This window comes from Ruegeria sp. YKSE079 (assembly GCF_059612845.1).
This window is the reverse complement of the sequence record NZ_JBXWRJ010000008.1, coordinates 97,244-112,723: the sequence shown is the minus strand read 5'-3', so window position 1 is coordinate 112,723 and position 15,480 is coordinate 97,244. Positions and strand designations below refer to the sequence as shown.

At 61.9% G+C, this 15,480-nt stretch carries 19 protein-coding genes; 9 read left to right on the top strand and 10 right to left on the bottom strand.

Features of this window, described 5'->3' with window-relative positions; translation table 11 throughout:
• Positions 1–628 precede the first annotated feature (628 nt).
• The gene (locus AC2FMY_RS09420) at positions 629–1,960 is read left to right on the top strand and encodes an NAD(P)/FAD-dependent oxidoreductase (RefSeq protein WP_496807305.1); all 1,332 of its coding nucleotides are present in this window, start codon (positions 629–631) and stop codon (positions 1,958–1,960) included.
• 6 nt (positions 1,961–1,966) lie between these two features.
• On the opposite strand, the gene AC2FMY_RS09415 is transcribed toward AC2FMY_RS09420, so the two are convergent.
• Positions 1,967–2,896 carry an MBL fold metallo-hydrolase gene (locus AC2FMY_RS09415; RefSeq protein ID WP_496807304.1) on the bottom strand — a complete coding sequence of 310 codons (930 nt, stop codon included), beginning with the start codon at positions 2,894–2,896 and terminating at the stop codon, positions 1,967–1,969.
• Between the two features lie 115 nt (positions 2,897–3,011).
• Here AC2FMY_RS09415 and AC2FMY_RS09410 point away from each other — a divergent pair, with 115 nt between their 5' ends.
• Positions 3,012–3,446: a DUF1801 domain-containing protein gene (locus AC2FMY_RS09410; protein WP_496807303.1), complete on the top strand. Its 435-nt coding sequence runs from the start codon at positions 3,012–3,014 to the stop codon at positions 3,444–3,446.
• A 116-nt stretch (positions 3,447–3,562) separates the two neighbouring features.
• Positions 3,563–4,888, top strand: coding sequence for a glutamate--tRNA ligase (gene gltX, locus AC2FMY_RS09405; RefSeq protein WP_496744244.1), 1,326 nt, complete (start codon positions 3,563–3,565; stop codon positions 4,886–4,888).
• A gap of 91 nt (positions 4,889–4,979) precedes the next feature.
• On the opposite strand, the gene AC2FMY_RS09400 is transcribed toward gltX, so the two are convergent.
• The gene (locus AC2FMY_RS09400; RefSeq protein ID WP_496744246.1) at positions 4,980–5,549 is read right to left on the bottom strand and encodes a gamma-glutamylcyclotransferase family protein; all 570 of its coding nucleotides are present in this window, start codon (positions 5,547–5,549) and stop codon (positions 4,980–4,982) included.
• Positions 5,550–5,643: 94 nt separating this feature from the next.
• Here AC2FMY_RS09400 and AC2FMY_RS09395 point away from each other — a divergent pair, with 94 nt between their 5' ends.
• Positions 5,644–6,099 (top strand): RrF2 family transcriptional regulator, encoded by a 456-nt coding sequence (locus AC2FMY_RS09395; RefSeq protein WP_480751803.1) that lies wholly within the window; start codon positions 5,644–5,646, stop codon positions 6,097–6,099.
• A gap of 26 nt (positions 6,100–6,125) precedes the next feature.
• On the opposite strand, the gene AC2FMY_RS09390 is transcribed toward AC2FMY_RS09395, so the two are convergent.
• Together AC2FMY_RS09390 and AC2FMY_RS09385 are read right to left on the bottom strand one after the other, a co-directional pair.
• On the bottom strand, positions 6,126–8,654 hold the full coding sequence (locus AC2FMY_RS09390) for an ABC transporter permease (protein WP_496807302.1): 2,529 nt from the start codon (positions 8,652–8,654) through the stop codon (positions 6,126–6,128).
• Complete coding sequence (locus AC2FMY_RS09385; protein ID WP_496744249.1) at positions 8,651–9,346, bottom strand: ABC transporter ATP-binding protein; 696 nt, start codon at positions 9,344–9,346, stop codon at positions 8,651–8,653. The genes AC2FMY_RS09390 and AC2FMY_RS09385 overlap by 4 nt, the downstream gene beginning before the upstream one ends.
• A 51-nt stretch (positions 9,347–9,397) precedes the next feature.
• On the opposite strand from AC2FMY_RS09385, the gene AC2FMY_RS09380 reads away from it, so the two are divergent.
• Positions 9,398–10,036, top strand: coding sequence for an arylesterase (locus AC2FMY_RS09380; RefSeq protein ID WP_496807301.1), 639 nt, complete (start codon positions 9,398–9,400; stop codon positions 10,034–10,036).
• 6 nt (positions 10,037–10,042) lie between these two features.
• On the top strand, positions 10,043–10,660 hold the full coding sequence (locus AC2FMY_RS09375; RefSeq protein ID WP_496807300.1) for an SOS response-associated peptidase: 618 nt from the start codon (positions 10,043–10,045) through the stop codon (positions 10,658–10,660).
• 6 nt (positions 10,661–10,666) lie between these two features.
• On the opposite strand, the gene AC2FMY_RS09370 is transcribed toward AC2FMY_RS09375, so the two are convergent.
• The 3 genes from AC2FMY_RS09370 to AC2FMY_RS09360 all read right to left on the bottom strand — a co-directional run bounded on the left by AC2FMY_RS09370 (position 10,667) and on the right by AC2FMY_RS09360 (position 12,233).
• The gene (locus AC2FMY_RS09370) at positions 10,667–11,203 is read right to left on the bottom strand and encodes a DUF4329 domain-containing protein (protein ID WP_480751809.1); all 537 of its coding nucleotides are present in this window, start codon (positions 11,201–11,203) and stop codon (positions 10,667–10,669) included.
• Positions 11,204–11,230: 27 nt separating this feature from the next.
• Complete coding sequence (locus AC2FMY_RS09365) at positions 11,231–11,788, bottom strand: L,D-transpeptidase (protein WP_480751811.1); 558 nt, start codon at positions 11,786–11,788, stop codon at positions 11,231–11,233.
• A 61-nt stretch (positions 11,789–11,849) separates the two neighbouring features.
• A complete protein-coding gene (locus tag AC2FMY_RS09360; RefSeq protein ID WP_496807299.1) occupies positions 11,850–12,233 on the bottom strand; it encodes a hypothetical protein in 384 nt (127 codons plus the stop codon).
• 174 nt (positions 12,234–12,407) lie between these two features.
• Here AC2FMY_RS09360 and AC2FMY_RS09355 point away from each other — a divergent pair, with 174 nt between their 5' ends.
• The gene (locus AC2FMY_RS09355) at positions 12,408–12,833 is read left to right on the top strand and encodes a thioredoxin domain-containing protein (RefSeq protein ID WP_480751814.1); all 426 of its coding nucleotides are present in this window, start codon (positions 12,408–12,410) and stop codon (positions 12,831–12,833) included.
• A gap of 30 nt (positions 12,834–12,863) precedes the next feature.
• Here AC2FMY_RS09355 and AC2FMY_RS09350 read toward each other — a convergent pair whose 3' ends face one another.
• Positions 12,864–13,070 carry a cold-shock protein gene (locus AC2FMY_RS09350; protein WP_480751815.1) on the bottom strand — a complete coding sequence of 69 codons (207 nt, stop codon included), beginning with the start codon at positions 13,068–13,070 and terminating at the stop codon, positions 12,864–12,866.
• Between the two features lie 181 nt (positions 13,071–13,251).
• A complete protein-coding gene (locus tag AC2FMY_RS09345) occupies positions 13,252–13,503 on the bottom strand; it encodes a hypothetical protein (protein ID WP_496807298.1) in 252 nt (83 codons plus the stop codon).
• Positions 13,504–13,649: 146 nt separating this feature from the next.
• On the opposite strand from AC2FMY_RS09345, the gene AC2FMY_RS09340 reads away from it, so the two are divergent.
• On the top strand, positions 13,650–13,790 hold the full coding sequence (locus AC2FMY_RS09340) for a hypothetical protein (RefSeq protein ID WP_480751818.1): 141 nt from the start codon (positions 13,650–13,652) through the stop codon (positions 13,788–13,790).
• A gap of 9 nt (positions 13,791–13,799) precedes the next feature.
• Complete coding sequence (locus AC2FMY_RS09335) at positions 13,800–14,510, top strand: REP-associated tyrosine transposase (RefSeq protein WP_496807297.1); 711 nt, start codon at positions 13,800–13,802, stop codon at positions 14,508–14,510.
• A gap of 18 nt (positions 14,511–14,528) precedes the next feature.
• On the opposite strand, the gene AC2FMY_RS09330 is transcribed toward AC2FMY_RS09335, so the two are convergent.
• Positions 14,529–15,446, bottom strand: coding sequence for a DUF7946 domain-containing protein (locus AC2FMY_RS09330; protein ID WP_496807296.1), 918 nt, complete (start codon positions 15,444–15,446; stop codon positions 14,529–14,531).
• Between the last annotated feature and the right edge of the window lie 34 nt (positions 15,447–15,480).

Below are 15,480 nucleotides of genomic sequence, written 5' to 3'. Positions count from 1 at the left end.
GACCCCGTGAGTGCAAGTAGTGGGCTTTAAAGCCGAGGGGGAATCGGCACGTCTTTGGGGTGACATGTGAGTGGTGCCCCAAAGACACAGGTCAACGGGATTGCTATGCGCGCCTGTGACCGAAAAGAGTCTTTGGGCGCCATTAGGCAAAGGAATGCCAACGTCACTGGCAGGTTTGCGCCGCAAAATCCGCGGGGCTGAGAGACCCCCTTTTTTTCAGTCACGAAACCGTTATGTGCATGCGCAGAAACCAGTTGCCTTGGGGCTGCCATGAAACTCAACGCTTTGGAAATTTTTTGCATCCTTTTGGCCAGTTCACTGGCTGTGGCTGCGTTTATCGGGGCAATTCACGCCCTGTTGACGGCGGTCTGAGCTGATTGCGTCGATCTGATCCAACTGCCAACGGATCGGGACCAAGCTCAAAAAACTTTGCGCGAGAAGTCGAGGTTATCTGCGTTCGGTGACGTCTGTGCCGGGCGCAGATCGCACCCAAGAAACGCCTTGCGACCAATTGAATGACCGGGTTGCCACAGTTTCAGAGTGAGCAATCCGTTCGGGTCAATTTCGCTTTCTTCGATCGCCAAAGCGCGACATCAATGGGACAGATGCAACTGTATTTGAGCCATTGATGCCCGGTCCCAAGCCTACTTCATTCGAGTCCGACCTGGCCCTTCCAAAAAAGGTTGATGTTGTCGTCATAGGTGGCGGCATAATCGGTACGTCGACCGCGCTGGAGCTCGCGGAACGAGGCATATCGGTTCTGCTGTGCGAAAAGGGGCAGATCGGGGCCGAGCAAAGCTCTCGCAACTGGGGCTGGGTGCGGTTGGGGATGCGCGACCCGCGCGAGATTCCCCTGATGCAGGAGGCGCGCAGGATCTGGCAGGGGCTGGACGAACGACTTGGCCGCCCCACCGGGTACAGGCAGGCCGGGATCCTCTTTGCCGACTCGGGGCGGCGCGGTCACGAACGTCAGGCGTGCTGGCTTTCGCATGTCGAAGGGTTGCAAACCGGCGCGCGGCTGGTGAGCGGGGCCGAGCTGGCCGCGTTGTTGCCGGGGCATGACGGAGAGGTCAACGCGGGCCTGCACATGCCGCAGGACGGCCGTGCCGAACCGCAACTGGCCGCGCCGGCGATTGCCGAAGGCGCGCGGGATCGGGGCGCGGCAGTAATGGCGAATTGCGCCGTTCGTTCGGTCGATGTCGAGGCGGGACGCGTTGCCGGGGTCATCACCGAACGCGGGCGCGTGGCCTGCAGCCAGGTCGTGCTGGCGGGCGGGGCATGGTCACGGCTGTTTGCCGGGAATGCGGATATTTTCCTGCCGCAGCTCAAGGTGCTGAACACCGCCATGCGAACCTCTCCGGTCGAAGGATTGCCGGAGGCAGCGCTCTGGTCCAACGATTTTGCCATGCGCAAACGGGCTGATGGCGGGTATTCGATCGCATCCGGCCACGACAACATCGTCGATATAGTGCCGGACAGTTTCCGGCTTGGATACCGCTATCTGCCCGCGCTTGTGCAGGACTGGAGTTCGCTGCAGTTCAGGTTGTCGCGGTATTGGGCCGAAGAGGCGCAGCAGAACCGGTCCTGGCTGCCCACCGATGTGACCCCGTTCGAACATTGTCGCATCCTGGACCCTGAACCAACATGGCGGGTCGTGCGCAAGGCCTGGGCCAGGGCGTGCCGGGCGTTTCCGGCGCTTTGTTCGGCCGAAATCGTGCAAAGCTGGGCGGGATACATGGATGTCACGCCCGACGCCATTCCGGTGATCTCGCAGGTTGACAGTCTGCCGGGGATGTTCATCGCCACCGGCTTTTCCGGGCATGGGTTCGGCATCGGGCCGGGCGCGGGGCGACTGACGGCCGATCTTGTGACCGCCGATACGCCTTGCGTCGATCCCTCCGCGTTCCGCCTGTCACGGTTTACCGACGGCTCAAGGGTGCGTCCCGACCCGGGGTATTGACCTGTCTCAGCCCATCATCTGATAGCTGACCGGGACAAACCGGAACCCGTCGCCGCGCGGTTCGACGAAACCGGCCGCCGGGAAGGGCATGTGATAGCCGATCATCGGGACACGGTCCGCCGCCAGCATGCCCAGAACCTTTCGGCGCGAGGCCGTGGCGGCTGCCTTGTCGACGTCAAAGCTGAGTTCCCATTCGGGATGTGCAAAGGACCACACATAGTGATTGGCCAGATCGGCCGTCAGCACCAGACGCTGGTCGCCGCTTTCGATGTGGTAAACGGTGTGTCCGGGGGTATGGCCGAATGCGGCCACTGCGGTGACGCCTGAAACAACCTCGCCGCCATCTTCGACAAAGGTCATCTTTTCAGCCAGTGGGGTGACATTTCCGGCAACCAGATCGCGGACCGGGTTGCCTTCTTCCAACCCGCTCCAGAAGTCGTATTCCTTTGCGGCGGTGACATAGCGGGCATTGGCAAAGGTCGGTGCGCCATCCGTCATCAGGCCGCCGATGTGATCGGGATGCATGTGGGTGATGACGACCACGTCGATGGCGTCGGGGCTTGTCCCGGCGGCGGCAAGCGCCTTTTGAATGCCGCCCTGGCCCAGGCCGGTATCGAACAGAACCCGCTCGGATCCGGTGTCGATCAGGGTGGGGGTGAAAAAGAACTGCGCCGCATCTGCGGGAATGAAGTTTTCCGCCGAGACGCGGGCGAATTCCTCGTCGCTGACATTGGCGCCAAAGACGTCCTTGGCGCCGTCGCGGGGAAAGCTGCCATCGAGAAGGGTGCTGACCGAAAACCCGCCCAGCTTGAAGGACCGGGCGATAGGCGGTTCGGAAGCGCCAGTTTCAGCGGCCAATGCGGGCCTTGCGGCTGCGGCCAGAGGCAGAGCGGCAGCGGCGCCCAAGGCGGAACGGCGGGTCAGTTTCACGGTCATGGATCAGCCTCCAACAGGTATTTTGACAAACGACATTAGCGCGGCTGCCGGATAAGGCAGTGTGCGCGCGCGCAGAGGGGATGTGCGGCGTCAGAGAAAGCTGTAGAAACGGGACATGGCGAAGGCAAATAACAAAACCGTTCCTACCGGACAGGCGGTCGAGGCGTTTCTGGCGTCGGTGGATCCCGTCGACCGTGCCAGGGATGCGCGACAACTGGACCGGTTGTTTCGCCGGGTCACCGGTTTTGCGCCGGTGATGTGGGGGCCGTCGATCGTGGGGTATGGCCGGTATCATTATGTCTACAAGAGCGGCCGCGAGGGCGACTATCTGGCCACCGGGTTTTCGCCGCGCAAATCCGCCCTTTCGATCTATATCATGCCGGGATATGCGGATTTCGGCGAGATCCTTGCCCGGCTGGGCAAACACAAGACCGGCAAGTCCTGCCTGTATGTCAACAAGCTGGCGGATATCGACCTGGACGTGCTGGCGGAACTGATCCGGGCGGGGTTGACCGATCTGGCGGCCCATTGGCCGGTCGACCCGACCTGACCCGCTTCATCTTTTGAAAAATACGCCCGCCGGAGGCATGCGCGCCGAAAGGCGCGTTCAGCCGCGCTGGACAAAATGCCGCCCATGTGACAAGAGCCGCGCAACAGGAGACACCCATGACCACCACCCGTTTCGCCCCGTCGCCCACCGGTTACATCCACGTCGGCAACCTGCGCACCGCATTGATGAATTTCCTGATTGCCCGCAAGGCAGGCGGCACCTTCATCCTGCGCATCGACGACACCGATCCCGAACGGTCGAAAGAAGAATATGTCGACGCCATCAAGCAGGATCTGGAATGGCTGGGCCTGCAGTGGGACCGCGTCGAACGGCAGTCCGCGCGGCTGGACCGCTATGCCGAGGCCGCCGACAAGCTGCGCGGGATGGGGCGGTTCTACGAGGCGTTCGAGACCCCGACCGAGCTGGACCTCAAGCGCAAGAAACAGCTCAACATGGGCAAGCCGCCGGTCTATGACCGCGCCGCGCTGGCGCTGTCGGAGGCTGAAAAGGACGCGCTGCGCGCCGAGCGTGGTGACGGGGTGTGGCGGTTCAAGCTGGATCAACAGCGGATCGAATGGACCGACGGCATTCTGGGCGACATCTCGATCGACGCCGCCTCGGTCTCGGACCCGGTGCTGATCAAGGCGGACGGGCAGGTGCTGTACACGCTGGCCTCGGTGGTGGATGACACCGAAATGGGTGTGACGAACGTGGTGCGCGGGTCCGACCACGTGACCAATACCGCCACCCAGATCCAGATCATCGAGGCGCTGGGCGGAACACCTCCCAGCTTTGCGCATCATTCGTTGCTGACCGGACCGCAGGGCGAGGCGCTGTCGAAACGTCTGGGGACGCTGGCGCTGCGCGACCTGCGCGAGCAGGGCGTCCAACCGATGGCACTGCTGAGCCTGATGGCGCGGCTGGGGTCCTCGGACCCGGTTGAAATGCGAAACGACATGGCGGAGCTGATCGACGGGTTCGACGTAACCCGGTTCGGCGCCGCGCCGACCAAGTTCGACGTGCAGGACCTGTTCCCGCTGACCGCCAAGTACCTTCAGATGCTGCCCCTGTCGGACGTGGCCGATGCGGTGGCGGCAGCAGGCGTTCCGGATGATCTGGCCGAGCCGTTCTGGTTGATGGCGCGCGAGAACATCACAACGCTGAACGATCTTCAGGGCTGGTGGGAGCTGTGCCGCGACGGCGCCGAGCCGCTGATCGAAGACGAGGACCGCGCGTTCATCGCCGAGGCGATGGCGCTGTTGCCCGAAGGCCCGTATGACGGAGAGACCTGGGGTACGTGGACCCAGGCCGTCAAGGAGGCCACGGGCCGCAAGGGCAAGGGATTGTTCATGCCGCTCCGCAAGGCGGTCACCGGCATGGAGCGGGGGCCGGAGATGGCCGCGCTGTTGCCGCTGATGCAGGTGATCCGCGCCCGCGGTTGAGTGAACGCGCCCGTACGGGCGCGTGCCTTCGGCGAGAGTATTTGTGAAAAGATGAAGACGGGCGGGGCGCGTGGGCACCCGCCCTTTTTCGTCAGGCGGTCTGGACGATTTTTGCCGAGATCGCCCCAAGGCGGTCGTCGACGAATTCGGTCTCTTCCGGGCGGAGTTGCTGATGGCGGGGATAACGCGGCTCGGCCCGGTCATTCAGGATCGGTGCGCCCCACCCGTCGGTGGTGGCGAAGAACCGGTCGGCCCCGTCCGGCCCATAGGCGCGCAAATAGCCCTGGACCACGACGTCGATATAGCTGAGCAGGATCGGGTAGCGGTCGGAGGGGGCTGTGTGGCGGTGTTCCGGCACGGCGTAGACGGCGATTTCGACGTCTCCCTTCAGCGGGTGCGAGATGGCCCGGGTCGCGGGCACCCGGTCATAGGCCCATTCGCGTTCGTCCAGTGCCGCCCAGTCGTTTTTGGGTACATGGGCGATCATGCCTTCGATTTCGCTGTCCGGGGCAGGGATGGCGGTGAGAAAGGCCACCGGTCGCAGATCGGTGTGCCGCCAGGCACGCCGCCAGCCGCGCAGCGTGGCCGGGTGCGGATCGGGGAAATCATGTGTCGCGAGATTGACGAGGCTGCCATAGCCAAAGAAATACGGGTCTTTCATCGGGTTTGTTGTCATGTGAGCAATTGATGTATGTCAAACAGTTTTTTTGGAACGCGTGCAATAAGGTTCCACCGTGAAATTCGAGGAGGAACACATGCGCATTACCAAGAGGACGAATATCGCCATCCGTCTGTTGATGTATTGTGCCGCGCATCAGGACCGGCTGGTCACGAAAGCCGAGATCGCCGAGGTATGCAATATCTCCGAAAACCATCTGGCCCAGGTGATCAACCAGCTGAGCCAGCTCAGTTATCTGAGCACCCAGCGCGGTCGGAACGGGGGGATGTCATTGGGGCGGCCCGCCGAACAGATCCGGATCGGTGAGGTATTCCGCGATGTCGAAGGCAACCTGCCGATTGCCGAGTGTTTTGCCGATGCCGACAATACCTGTCCACTGACAGATGCCTGCCGGTTGCGGCTGGCGCTGCGGGATGCGGCGCAGGCCTTTTATGCCTCGCTGGATGAGATCACGCTGGATGCGCTGGTTTGTGACAACACGGACCTGCTGAAAATCCTGCAGCCGGTGGCCTGTCTGCGGCAAAGCGCCTGAGCGCAGGCTGAACCGCATGCCTTGGGTCAATCATTGGCCCGCAGGACCTGCGCGGGGCGGGCCGAAAGCGGCTGCCAGGCAAAGATCAGCCCTGCTGCGAGGGTGACGCCTATCCCTGTGCCGATGATGGTGACGGCAGAGGGCCAGATTACCGTGAAGTTCAGCTCGAAAACGTAGGTTGCGACGGCCCAGCCGCCCAGCAAACCGGCCGCCAGCGCCACAAGGCCCGCCGCCGCGCCAAGCAGTGCGGCGCGCAGGGCGAAACTGAGCAGGATACGGCGGCGCGCGGCGCCGAGCGTTTTCAGGATCGCCGCCTCGTGCCGGCGGGCGGGTTCGCCAGCGGCGGCGGCGCCGATCAGCACCAGAAACCCGGTCAGCAACGACACACCCGCGCCATAGGATGTGGCGGTTGCCAGCCCGCCCAGCACCTCGGACACGCGGTCGATGGCGTCGCGGACACGGATGGCGGTGATGTTGGGGAACTGCGTGGCGAGGTCGCGCAGGATGGCGGCCTCGGCCTGCTCCTCGGCATAGACCGTGGCGATGAAGCTGTGCGGTGCGGCGGCCAGCGCAGCGGGGTTCATCGACAACACGAACCCCATGCCGGCGGTCGAGAAATCAACCTCGCGGAACGAGGTGATTTCGGCGGTGATGTCGCGGCCCAGGATGTTGATGGTGAGCGTATCGCCGAGGGAAAGGCCCATTTCCTGCGCTTCTTCGGTGGCGAAGCTGATCTGCGGGGGGCCGGAATAGTCGTCGGGCCACCATTCCCCGGCGGTCAGGCGGGCCTTGGGCGGTGGGGCGGCGGAATAGGTCACACCCCGGTCGCCACTCAGCACCCAATGATCGCCCGCCACGTCGCGGGCAGGTTTTCCGTTGATCCGGGTGATGACGCCGCGCAGCATCGGCGCGCTTTCCATGCCGCTGACCGCCGGATCGTTGGACAGGCGTTCGGTAAAGCCGGGCATCTGGTCTTTCTGGATGTCGACGAAGAAATAGGAGGGTGCGACATCGGGCAGATTGCCCGAGATCGCGCGGCGCAGGTTGCCGTCGATCTGGCCGACTGCCGCAAGGACCGACAGGCCAAGGCCCAGCGACAGGACGACCGATGCAGCCCCTTCGCGTGGGCCGGAAATGGCGGCGAGCGCCCAGCGAAGAGCAGGACGCCCCCGTGCGCCCGGCAGGGTGAGGCGGGCGAGGGCGCGGATGCCATAGGCCGAGGCCGCCAGCAGGATCAGGGCACCGGTGAGACCCGCGGCTGTCCAGAGCGTGAGGCGGGGCGAGCCGTTGAAGGATGCGGCCAGCCCGACCAGCAGCGCCAGGGCAAGGGCGGTCGCCAGCACGTAGCGGACGCGTGGAAGGGCGCGCGATGCCGACAGGGCGTCGCGGAACAGGGCGGCGGCCCGGATGTCTTCGGTGCGGGCCAATGGCCAGAGAGTGAAGATGAAGGCGGTGATGAGGCCATAAAGCGCGGCTTCGAACAGCGGTTCCGGATAGAGCGAAAACACCGCCGGTACCGGCAATTGCGCTTGCAGCAGCGGGGCCAGCAGGACGGGGGCAAGACCGCCCAGAAGAAGGCCAATCAGGATGCCGAGGATCGACAGCGCGCCGATCTGCAGGAAATAGGTTTGGAAGATGGTGGTGCGGTCCGCCCCCAGAGTGCGCAGGGTGGCGATGGTGCCGGTCTTTCCGGTCAGATAGGCGCGGACGGCGGCAGAAACACCAACACCGCCGACCGCAAGGCCGGACAGGCCCACGAGGATCAGGAATGCGCCGAGGCGCGACACGAACTCGGCAATGCCGGGGGCGCCATTGCGGGCATCGGTCCAGCGCAGGCCGGCGTTCCGGAATGTGCGTTTCGCTTCGCGAGCGGTCGCGGCAAGGTCAGCGCCGGGGGGCAGGTCAAGCCGGTATTTGGTGGAGAACAGCGTACCCGGCTGCAACAGGCCCGAATTGGCAAGACTGTCGGTCAGCACCAGGGTGCGCGGGCCAAGAGCGAACCCGTCTGCCGCGCCGTCGGGTTCGTGGACAAGGGTGGCCATCAGAACAAAATCCTGCGTGCCAAGCCGGAAAGTGTCGCCCGGCTGCAGGCCCAGACGGTCGATCAGCACACGCTGCATGACCGCGCCGGGCAGCCCGTCGCGGCCCGCCAGCGCCTGCGGCAGGGGTATGTCGGGGGACAGGCGGGCAGTGCCGACCAGCGGATACACCCCGTCGACGGCCTTGACCTGTGTCAGCGCCCGGTCGGTTTCCTCTGCCCGGTCGACCACCGCCATCGAGCGGAAATCGACGACCTCGGACAGGGTATCGGCCTTGCCGGTCATCCAGGCGCGCTCGTCTTCACTGGCGAACCGATAGGTGAATTCAAGCTCGGCATCGCCGCCAAGCAGTGCGGCGCCTTCGCGGGCCAGCCCGGCCTCGATGGCAGAGCGCACGGAACCGACGGCGGCGATGGCGGCAACACCAAGGGCGAGGCAGGCGAGGAAGACGCGGAACCCCTGCAATCCGCCGCGCAGTTCGCGCCGGGCGATGCGGGCGGCTTGGCGCAGGCTCATTCGGCGGCCTCGCGGCGGGTTTCGGTATCGACGCGGCCATCGCGCAGCCGGACCACCCGGTCGCAGCGGCGCGCAAGTTCGTGGCTGTGGGTCACCAGCACCAGTGTCGCCCCATGCCGGTCGCGCAGGCCGAACAGCAGGTCGATGATGGCGTGGCCGTTGGCCTCGTCCAGATTGCCGGTGGGCTCGTCCGCCAGAAGGATCTGCGGGCGCGGGGCCGAAGCGCGGGCCAGCGCGACGCGCTGTTGCTCGCCGCCCGACAGTTGCGCGGGGTAGTGGTCGAGCCGGTGCGAAAGGCCAACGGTGTCCAGCTCGGCCTCGGCGCGGGAAAAGGCGTCGCGGTGGCCTGCCAGTTCCAGCGGCGTGGCGACGTTTTCCAGCGCGGTCATGGTGGGGATGAGGTGGAAGTTCTGGAACACCACCCCCATGTTGTCGCGGCGGAAACGGGCAAGCGCGTCCTCGTCCAGCCGGGTCAGGTCTTGCCCCAGGGCGGTGATCGACCCGCGCGTGGCCTGTTCCAGCCCGCCCATCAGCATCAGCAGCGATGACTTGCCCGAACCCGAAGGACCGACAAGGCCAAGCGTTTCGCCGCGCTCAACACTCAGCGAAACGTCGTGCAGGATATCGACACGCCCGGCATTGCTTTCCAGCGACAAAGAGGCATCTTTGAGAATAAGCACGGGGTCGGTCATCGGCGGGTCCTGTGAGTTGGGTACCTGACTGGATATGGAGCCAAATCGTTCATGCGCAAGAGTTTAACCGCTGGCCTGCTGGTTGCAATCTGCGCGCCCGCCTCTGCCGAACAGGTGGTTATCGCGGCGCTGGGGGATTCCCTGACGCAGGGTTTCGGCCTGATCGAGCAGGAGGGCTTCGTGCCGCAGATGCGCGAATGGCTGGCCGGGAACGGGGCGGATGTGCGTCTGATCAACGCCGGCGTGTCCGGCGACACCACGGCGGGTGGGGCGGCGCGGGTCGAATGGACACTGACGCCCGATGTGGACGCTATGATCGTGGTGTTGGGGGGTAATGACCTGTTGCGCGGGATTGATCCGGCCGAGGCGCGGGCCAATCTGGATCATGTCCTGACGGTTGCGAACAGCGCCGAGGTTGAGGTGTTGCTGATCGGGATGGAAGCACCGGGCAATTACGGGCCCGAATACAAGGCCGCGTTCGATGCAATCTATCCCGATCTGGCCCGGCAACATGACACCTTGCTGGCCGGGAATTTCTTTGCGGGGCTGGGATCGGGCGATTCGGCGGCAGTCCAACAGATGATGCAGCCCGACGGCATCCATCCCAATGCCAGGGGCGTGGCGGCCATTGTCGAAAACCTTGGGCCGCATGTTCTGGCACTGGTGGACCGCGTCGGTGCGGCGGAGTGATTTGCCATGCCTGGGCGCCTGTTTCTGACCACACCCGCCGATCAGGTGGCGCAACGGCTGGACACATCGGTCGGGGACCTGGCCAGTGAACCGCCGCGCCGCAACATTCAGCCCGGACAACCGGTCGTCGTGTTCGGCCCCGACGGGCTGACACGAATGCGCTGGGGGGTGATCCCGGTCGGGCGGGTCAATGCGCGCGGGCGTCCGGTGATGGAAACGATCATCAACGCGCGCTCGGAAACCGTGTTCGAAAAATCGGCGTTTTCCGGTGTCGGCCGCGCGGCGGTTCCCGCCGACGGCTGGTATGAATGGACAGGGCCGGCGCGGCGCAGGACCGCGTGGCGGATATCGGATGCCAAAGGCGGGCTGTTGTTTTTCGCCGCGATCACCGACCGGTGGCAGGCCTCGGCCAGCATGGCGGTGGATCAGGTTGCGATCGTCACCTGTGAGCCGAACGATGACGTCCGCCCGATCCACCATCGGATGGGGGTGTTGCTGGAGGTTCGGGATATTCCGCTGTGGCTGAGCGGGACAGAGGCGCAGGCCGGGAAACTGACGCGGCCCTGGCCCGAAGGACGGCTGAAGATCGAAGAGGCGGAGGGTGTCGACTGGTCCGCCCCGTGACGGGCGTCAGTGAGTGTATTCCAGTTGCATCAACTCGTCATGGGTATAGCTTTGCCGGATGATGCCATCGTCACCGGCGCGGAAATTGGGGTCTTGTGGCAGACAGGCCAGGCCGCAGATCTGATAGGTGACCATGGCATTGCTGTCGATGAACCAAAGACGACCACCCGGCGTTGCGACATAACCGTTGACGCCTTCGTCGCGATCCGCCTCGAGATCCAGTACGGTCGGGAATTCGGCAGGCGTAAAGGCGTCATAGGCCCCGTGCGTGTGCAACGAGGCGATCGGGGTGAAACCGCTGCGGGGTATTGCGGGCGTGCAACCGCTTTCGTCGCCGCGCGTAATGACGGTGAAGGTCAAATTCCCGAACTGGTTCCAACCAAGATATCCGCAATACTCAAACCCGGCGGCGAAAGATAGATATTGAAGCGGTGTGAGCCGGGATTTGACCATCGCGACCTCAGAGTCAGGCGGCTGATAGGCGGAAGCGGCCAAGACCGCTCCGGGCCAGAGCAGGCAGGCAATTTTCCAGATTCGGATCATGGCCTTCGCGCCTCCGACGCGCGGGGATCAGACAACGGTCACGACCGTTCCGATAGGCACCCTTTCATACAGATCCATGACATGTTCGTTCAGCATCCGGATACAGCCGTTGGAAACGGCGTGGCCGATGGTTTCGGGCTGGTTGGTGCCGTGAATGCGGAAATATGTGTCCTGCCCGTTCTGGAACAGGTACAGCGCCCTTGCGCCCAGCGGGTTGTCGGTGCCGCCCGGCTGCACATAGTCGTTGTCTGCAAATCTGCCATAGGCCACCGGATCGCGCTCGATCATCTCCTGGGTGGGGCGCCAGGTGGGCCATTCCTTCTTGACGTCGATGGTCGCGGTTCCGGTGAACTCCAACCCGGCTTTGCCCACGCCACAACCGTATCGGATCGCCTTTTTGGGCTCGGTCACGAAATAAAGGTAAAAGGAACGCGGAACGATCAGCAACTGGCCGGGCAGGAACTGTTTCTTGATCCTGACGATCTGTGGCGTCGGGTCATATTCGACGGCTTGCTTGGCATTCGCCTGACCTGGAAGAACGCCGGCCGCAGTTGCAGCAGCAAGAAAAGCGCGGCGCGAAATCATTTCAATCCCCTTTTCAACAACAAAACCAATAGGTCCAGTTTCGGCGGGAGGTCCGTGCCGGTCAATCCACCTTGCGTGTGTAACAGAAAAGTGATGCCGAAGCTGCGGTCGTCAGAGCACAGGTGATCACCCAGCCGAAATACCAGATTTGCCCGGCAAGCAGGTCTTCGGCGTAGGATGCGGCGAACTGCGTCTTGCCGCCCTGTGCCGCCAGAAACGCGGCCAGGGCAAACAGCGTGAACCCCACCAACTGGAGATTGCGAGGAATGGACAGAACCCAGGCCAGCCCGACCAGCGCAAGACCGATGGGCAGACCGATCCAGATCACCTTGTCCGCCCACCAGGGATGCGCGCCCAGCTCTTGCGGGAGCGAAATCAAATGGGCAAACCCGGCAAGGGTCAGGCTGGACAGGGCGGGCCAAAGAGGGTGGGCGATTTTTCTCATGACAGTACCAATTTGGGCAATAGTTTCCGGGCGCAGAAGCCCCCTGACAGTTTTGTGATATTTGAAATGACTCGATGATTGGCTGGACCTTCATAAGATTTGGTTAAGCGCGGCCGATTGCGCAGGGCCATCCCGGTTCCTATCTGGGAAATGTGGTTATTGAAGGACCCGGAGATGACTGAAACAACGTTGACCTGTTTGAGCTGTGGCCAGCTGAACCGGATACCTGGTGACAAGCTTTTGGCGGGTCCCAAATGCGCGAAATGCGGGTCTGGGTTGGTGAGTGGCGCGGCAGTGGACGTCGATCCGGCGATTCTCGAAAAGGCGGCGAAACACGACGATCTGCCGCTGGTCGTTGATTTCTGGGCGCCGTGGTGCGGGCCGTGCAAGATGATGGGGCCGGAGTTTTCCAGGGCCGCGGGCAAGCTGGCTGGACAGGCGCGTCTGGTCAAGCTGGACACGCAGAAATACCAGTCGACCGGCGGGCGCTATCGCATCCGCGGTATTCCGACCATGGTGGCCTTTGAAAAGGGCAAGGAAAGGAAACGCCAGTCCGGGGCGCTGCGCGAAGGGCAGATCGTCGGCTGGGTAAGGACGTAGGGCGGGAATTAATCCCGCCCAGTCAATGGCTTATGCCAGTTCGATATTGTCCGCGCTTTCGCGGCCGTCACGACCCGAGCGCAGCTCGTAGGTGACTTTCTGGTTGTCGGCCAGGCCGGTCAGGCCCGAACGCTCGACAGCAGAGATGTGCACGAACACGTCCTTGCCGCCTGTTTCGGGTGCGATGAAGCCAAAGCCTTTGGTGGTGTTGAACCATTTTACGGTGCCTGCGGGCATTCCGGTATCTCCTGATTGTTGCTGCCCACGGAATTGCGGCAGCCTGGCAGCGTCGTCTGGATCGATAGACTGAGCGCCGGTGGTCGGAGACAGTAGGTCGAAATAGAAAAACGATAGCGATGGGGATATGGCATTGCCAAAGGCGACTGGCAAGGTTTTGTTCGAAATGTATCGTTTTTTTTCAGGTCGTTTGTCCGGATCGTACAAGCCGATCCGCCGCCGTATCGCGGTTTTCGGCTTCCAGAATCTCGTCCCCGCCATTCTTGCGCGACCGCCGCGCAAGCCCCAGGTGACGGAACCCGAAGATCAGGGTCGAGGCGACAGCAAAGGCCAGATACGTTGCGACAGCCATCGAGATGGACAGATCGAAAACAAACACCTGCACGATGGCGGCGACAAGCCCGGCGACGCTGGCGAAAAAGATAAGGGCCATGACGAAGCACTCCCAGTAGTGTCCTGTCAGGAAAACCCGAGATTTGGGCAGGGATATGGCGGAGTTGCGCAAATATGGTGCGGTGATTCGCGGGGGTGTCTTGAGGTCCGGGCGTCGTGGACGCCGATGGCTCGGCGGTGTCGTAAATGGAACTGGGCAGCCACGTCTTTCAGAGCACGCAGGATCTGGCCAGGATCACCGGGGCCGTGCCGACCCGGTTCCTTGTGACGGAATACGGGTTAAGGCAGCAGGGGGCGGTTCACCGAACTTTAATGGGTCTTGGGTGATCTTTCGGCATGTCCGACTATCGCCGCGTCCGTATTCCCGGAGCGAAGTATTTCTTTACCGTGTCATTGAGTGACCGTTCGTCGGACCTGTTGACCCGGGAAATTGCTCATCTGCGTGCAGCCTATTTGGTGACCCGGTGTGAGCGGCCGTTCTGGTGCGATGCCTTTGTCGTGCCGCCCGATCATCTGCACGCGGTGTGGACCTTGCCGCCGGGGGATGCGGATTATTCAACGCGGTGGGGTGCGATCAAGGCGCGGTTCACCATGCGCGTGAACAAGGCAAACCGTAGGCCGGGCTTCAGCCCGGCACCCGAACTCACGCATCTACCCGTTGTGACATCCGGCAGATATGCCGGGCTGAAGCCCGGCCTACGGGCCAACAAACGCGAAGCGCCTATTTGGCAGCGTCGGTTTTGGGAACATACCATTCGCGACGAACAGGATTACCGCAACCACATGGCCTATTGTTGGTACAACCCCGTCAAACACGGGTTGGTAGAGCACCCGACCGATTGGCCGTATTCGTCAATCCATCGTGATATCCGCGCAGGCCGGGTTGATCCGGAATGGGGTGGTCGTGCCCATGGAAGGGTTGTTCGGGGAGCCGTAGGATGGGGTTTTACCCCATCATTCGGGACGGTGGTGTTGGGGGGAGGTTGGAAGTTCGACAATACATCGCGCGTGTGTCGAAACGTGCATGTTGGGCAAAAGATGGGGTGAAACCCCATCCTACACTTGCTAGTGGGTTAAATTCTCTACCCGTTCCACATAATCGGCTAAGAACTTCTTTATTTTACCGTCAAAAAAGCGAACAAACCTTCCCGAAACTCGGATTGGTCGCTGATAGTACTGGCTCCAAGAAAAATCATCTTCAGGAGGAAGCTTTTCACTGGTTCGATACTCGAACCTAAAGCCTCTTCCTAAATCCGGAGCAAACATAACTCCAGTTTTGGAGTTGCGACTAAATGAGCTTACAACGCCGACTATGAATAGGTGTTCTTCGTCTGGTCGGTCTGCCTCAATTAGGGACAACGCACGAGGATTGACTGCTCCAATTGGGAATCTTGAAATACCAGAGGTGATGCCTACGATATTTGCGCTCCTTCCAACTGGGCGGAAAATATCCTTAAAAGAATTTGCGGTGATGCTCCTTACAACATCCATTTGGTCCTTGTTCGCTTCAATGAACTCGTCTGCATTTTTGGTGTCCAGTTCCATTTTTTTATTAACTTGGTCTGGAGAAGCGCTGAGTGAGTTTTGCTGCTTCAATATTTCATTTTGTTCTCTCAACAAATCTATTATCTGCTGTGTCTGTGAATCAGGAGACGGAATCCATGAATCTATTGCTCTGGTAATAAAGATCGCCAGCGGGGTGGATACAACAGCTCCCACCGCCGCAGCCATAACGGTTTGCTTAAACGAACCATCTTCCGAGGTTTCTAGAAAAACTCTAACTTCGCTCTTGGGTGCGTGGGCGTTGATTTTCCCAGTCGAGTAATAGTGCCCAAGAATCGAAATGGTTCGGGAGAAACCGTAGAATGAAGCGCTCGCATCGTACATATCGACGCGATTCCTATCGGCATGCTTTCCAAAATAAGCTAGCTGAAAATAGTTGTATTGGGGTTTGTCAAATTCTATTCGTTGGAAACTAGGCATTGAACTCACTCAATCTTTAGCCCAATGCCTAAAC

Coding starts and splice junctions, on each gene's coding strand:
- AC2FMY_RS09420 (WP_496807305.1), top strand. CDS start 629: ATGCCCGGTCCCAAGCCTACTTCATTCGAGTCCGACCTGGCCCTTCCA.
- AC2FMY_RS09415 (WP_496807304.1), bottom strand. CDS start 2,896: ATGACCGTGAAACTGACCCGCCGTTCCGCCTTGGGCGCCGCTGCCGCT.
- AC2FMY_RS09410 (WP_496807303.1), top strand. CDS start 3,012: ATGGCGAAGGCAAATAACAAAACCGTTCCTACCGGACAGGCGGTCGAG.
- gltX (WP_496744244.1), top strand. CDS start 3,563: ATGACCACCACCCGTTTCGCCCCGTCGCCCACCGGTTACATCCACGTC.
- AC2FMY_RS09400 (WP_496744246.1), bottom strand. CDS start 5,549: ATGAAAGACCCGTATTTCTTTGGCTATGGCAGCCTCGTCAATCTCGCG.
- AC2FMY_RS09395 (WP_480751803.1), top strand. CDS start 5,644: ATGCGCATTACCAAGAGGACGAATATCGCCATCCGTCTGTTGATGTAT.
- AC2FMY_RS09390 (WP_496807302.1), bottom strand. CDS start 8,654: ATGAGCCTGCGCCAAGCCGCCCGCATCGCCCGGCGCGAACTGCGCGGC.
- AC2FMY_RS09385 (WP_496744249.1), bottom strand. CDS start 9,346: ATGACCGACCCCGTGCTTATTCTCAAAGATGCCTCTTTGTCGCTGGAA.
- AC2FMY_RS09380 (WP_496807301.1), top strand. CDS start 9,398: ATGCGCAAGAGTTTAACCGCTGGCCTGCTGGTTGCAATCTGCGCGCCC.
- AC2FMY_RS09375 (WP_496807300.1), top strand. CDS start 10,043: ATGCCTGGGCGCCTGTTTCTGACCACACCCGCCGATCAGGTGGCGCAA.
- AC2FMY_RS09370 (WP_480751809.1), bottom strand. CDS start 11,203: ATGATCCGAATCTGGAAAATTGCCTGCCTGCTCTGGCCCGGAGCGGTC.
- AC2FMY_RS09365 (WP_480751811.1), bottom strand. CDS start 11,788: ATGATTTCGCGCCGCGCTTTTCTTGCTGCTGCAACTGCGGCCGGCGTT.
- AC2FMY_RS09360 (WP_496807299.1), bottom strand. CDS start 12,233: ATGAGAAAAATCGCCCACCCTCTTTGGCCCGCCCTGTCCAGCCTGACC.
- AC2FMY_RS09355 (WP_480751814.1), top strand. CDS start 12,408: ATGACTGAAACAACGTTGACCTGTTTGAGCTGTGGCCAGCTGAACCGG.
- AC2FMY_RS09350 (WP_480751815.1), bottom strand. CDS start 13,070: ATGCCCGCAGGCACCGTAAAATGGTTCAACACCACCAAAGGCTTTGGC.
- AC2FMY_RS09345 (WP_496807298.1), bottom strand. CDS start 13,503: ATGGCCCTTATCTTTTTCGCCAGCGTCGCCGGGCTTGTCGCCGCCATC.
- AC2FMY_RS09340 (WP_480751818.1), top strand. CDS start 13,650: ATGGAACTGGGCAGCCACGTCTTTCAGAGCACGCAGGATCTGGCCAGG.
- AC2FMY_RS09335 (WP_496807297.1), top strand. CDS start 13,800: ATGTCCGACTATCGCCGCGTCCGTATTCCCGGAGCGAAGTATTTCTTT.
- AC2FMY_RS09330 (WP_496807296.1), bottom strand. CDS start 15,446: ATGCCTAGTTTCCAACGAATAGAATTTGACAAACCCCAATACAACTAT.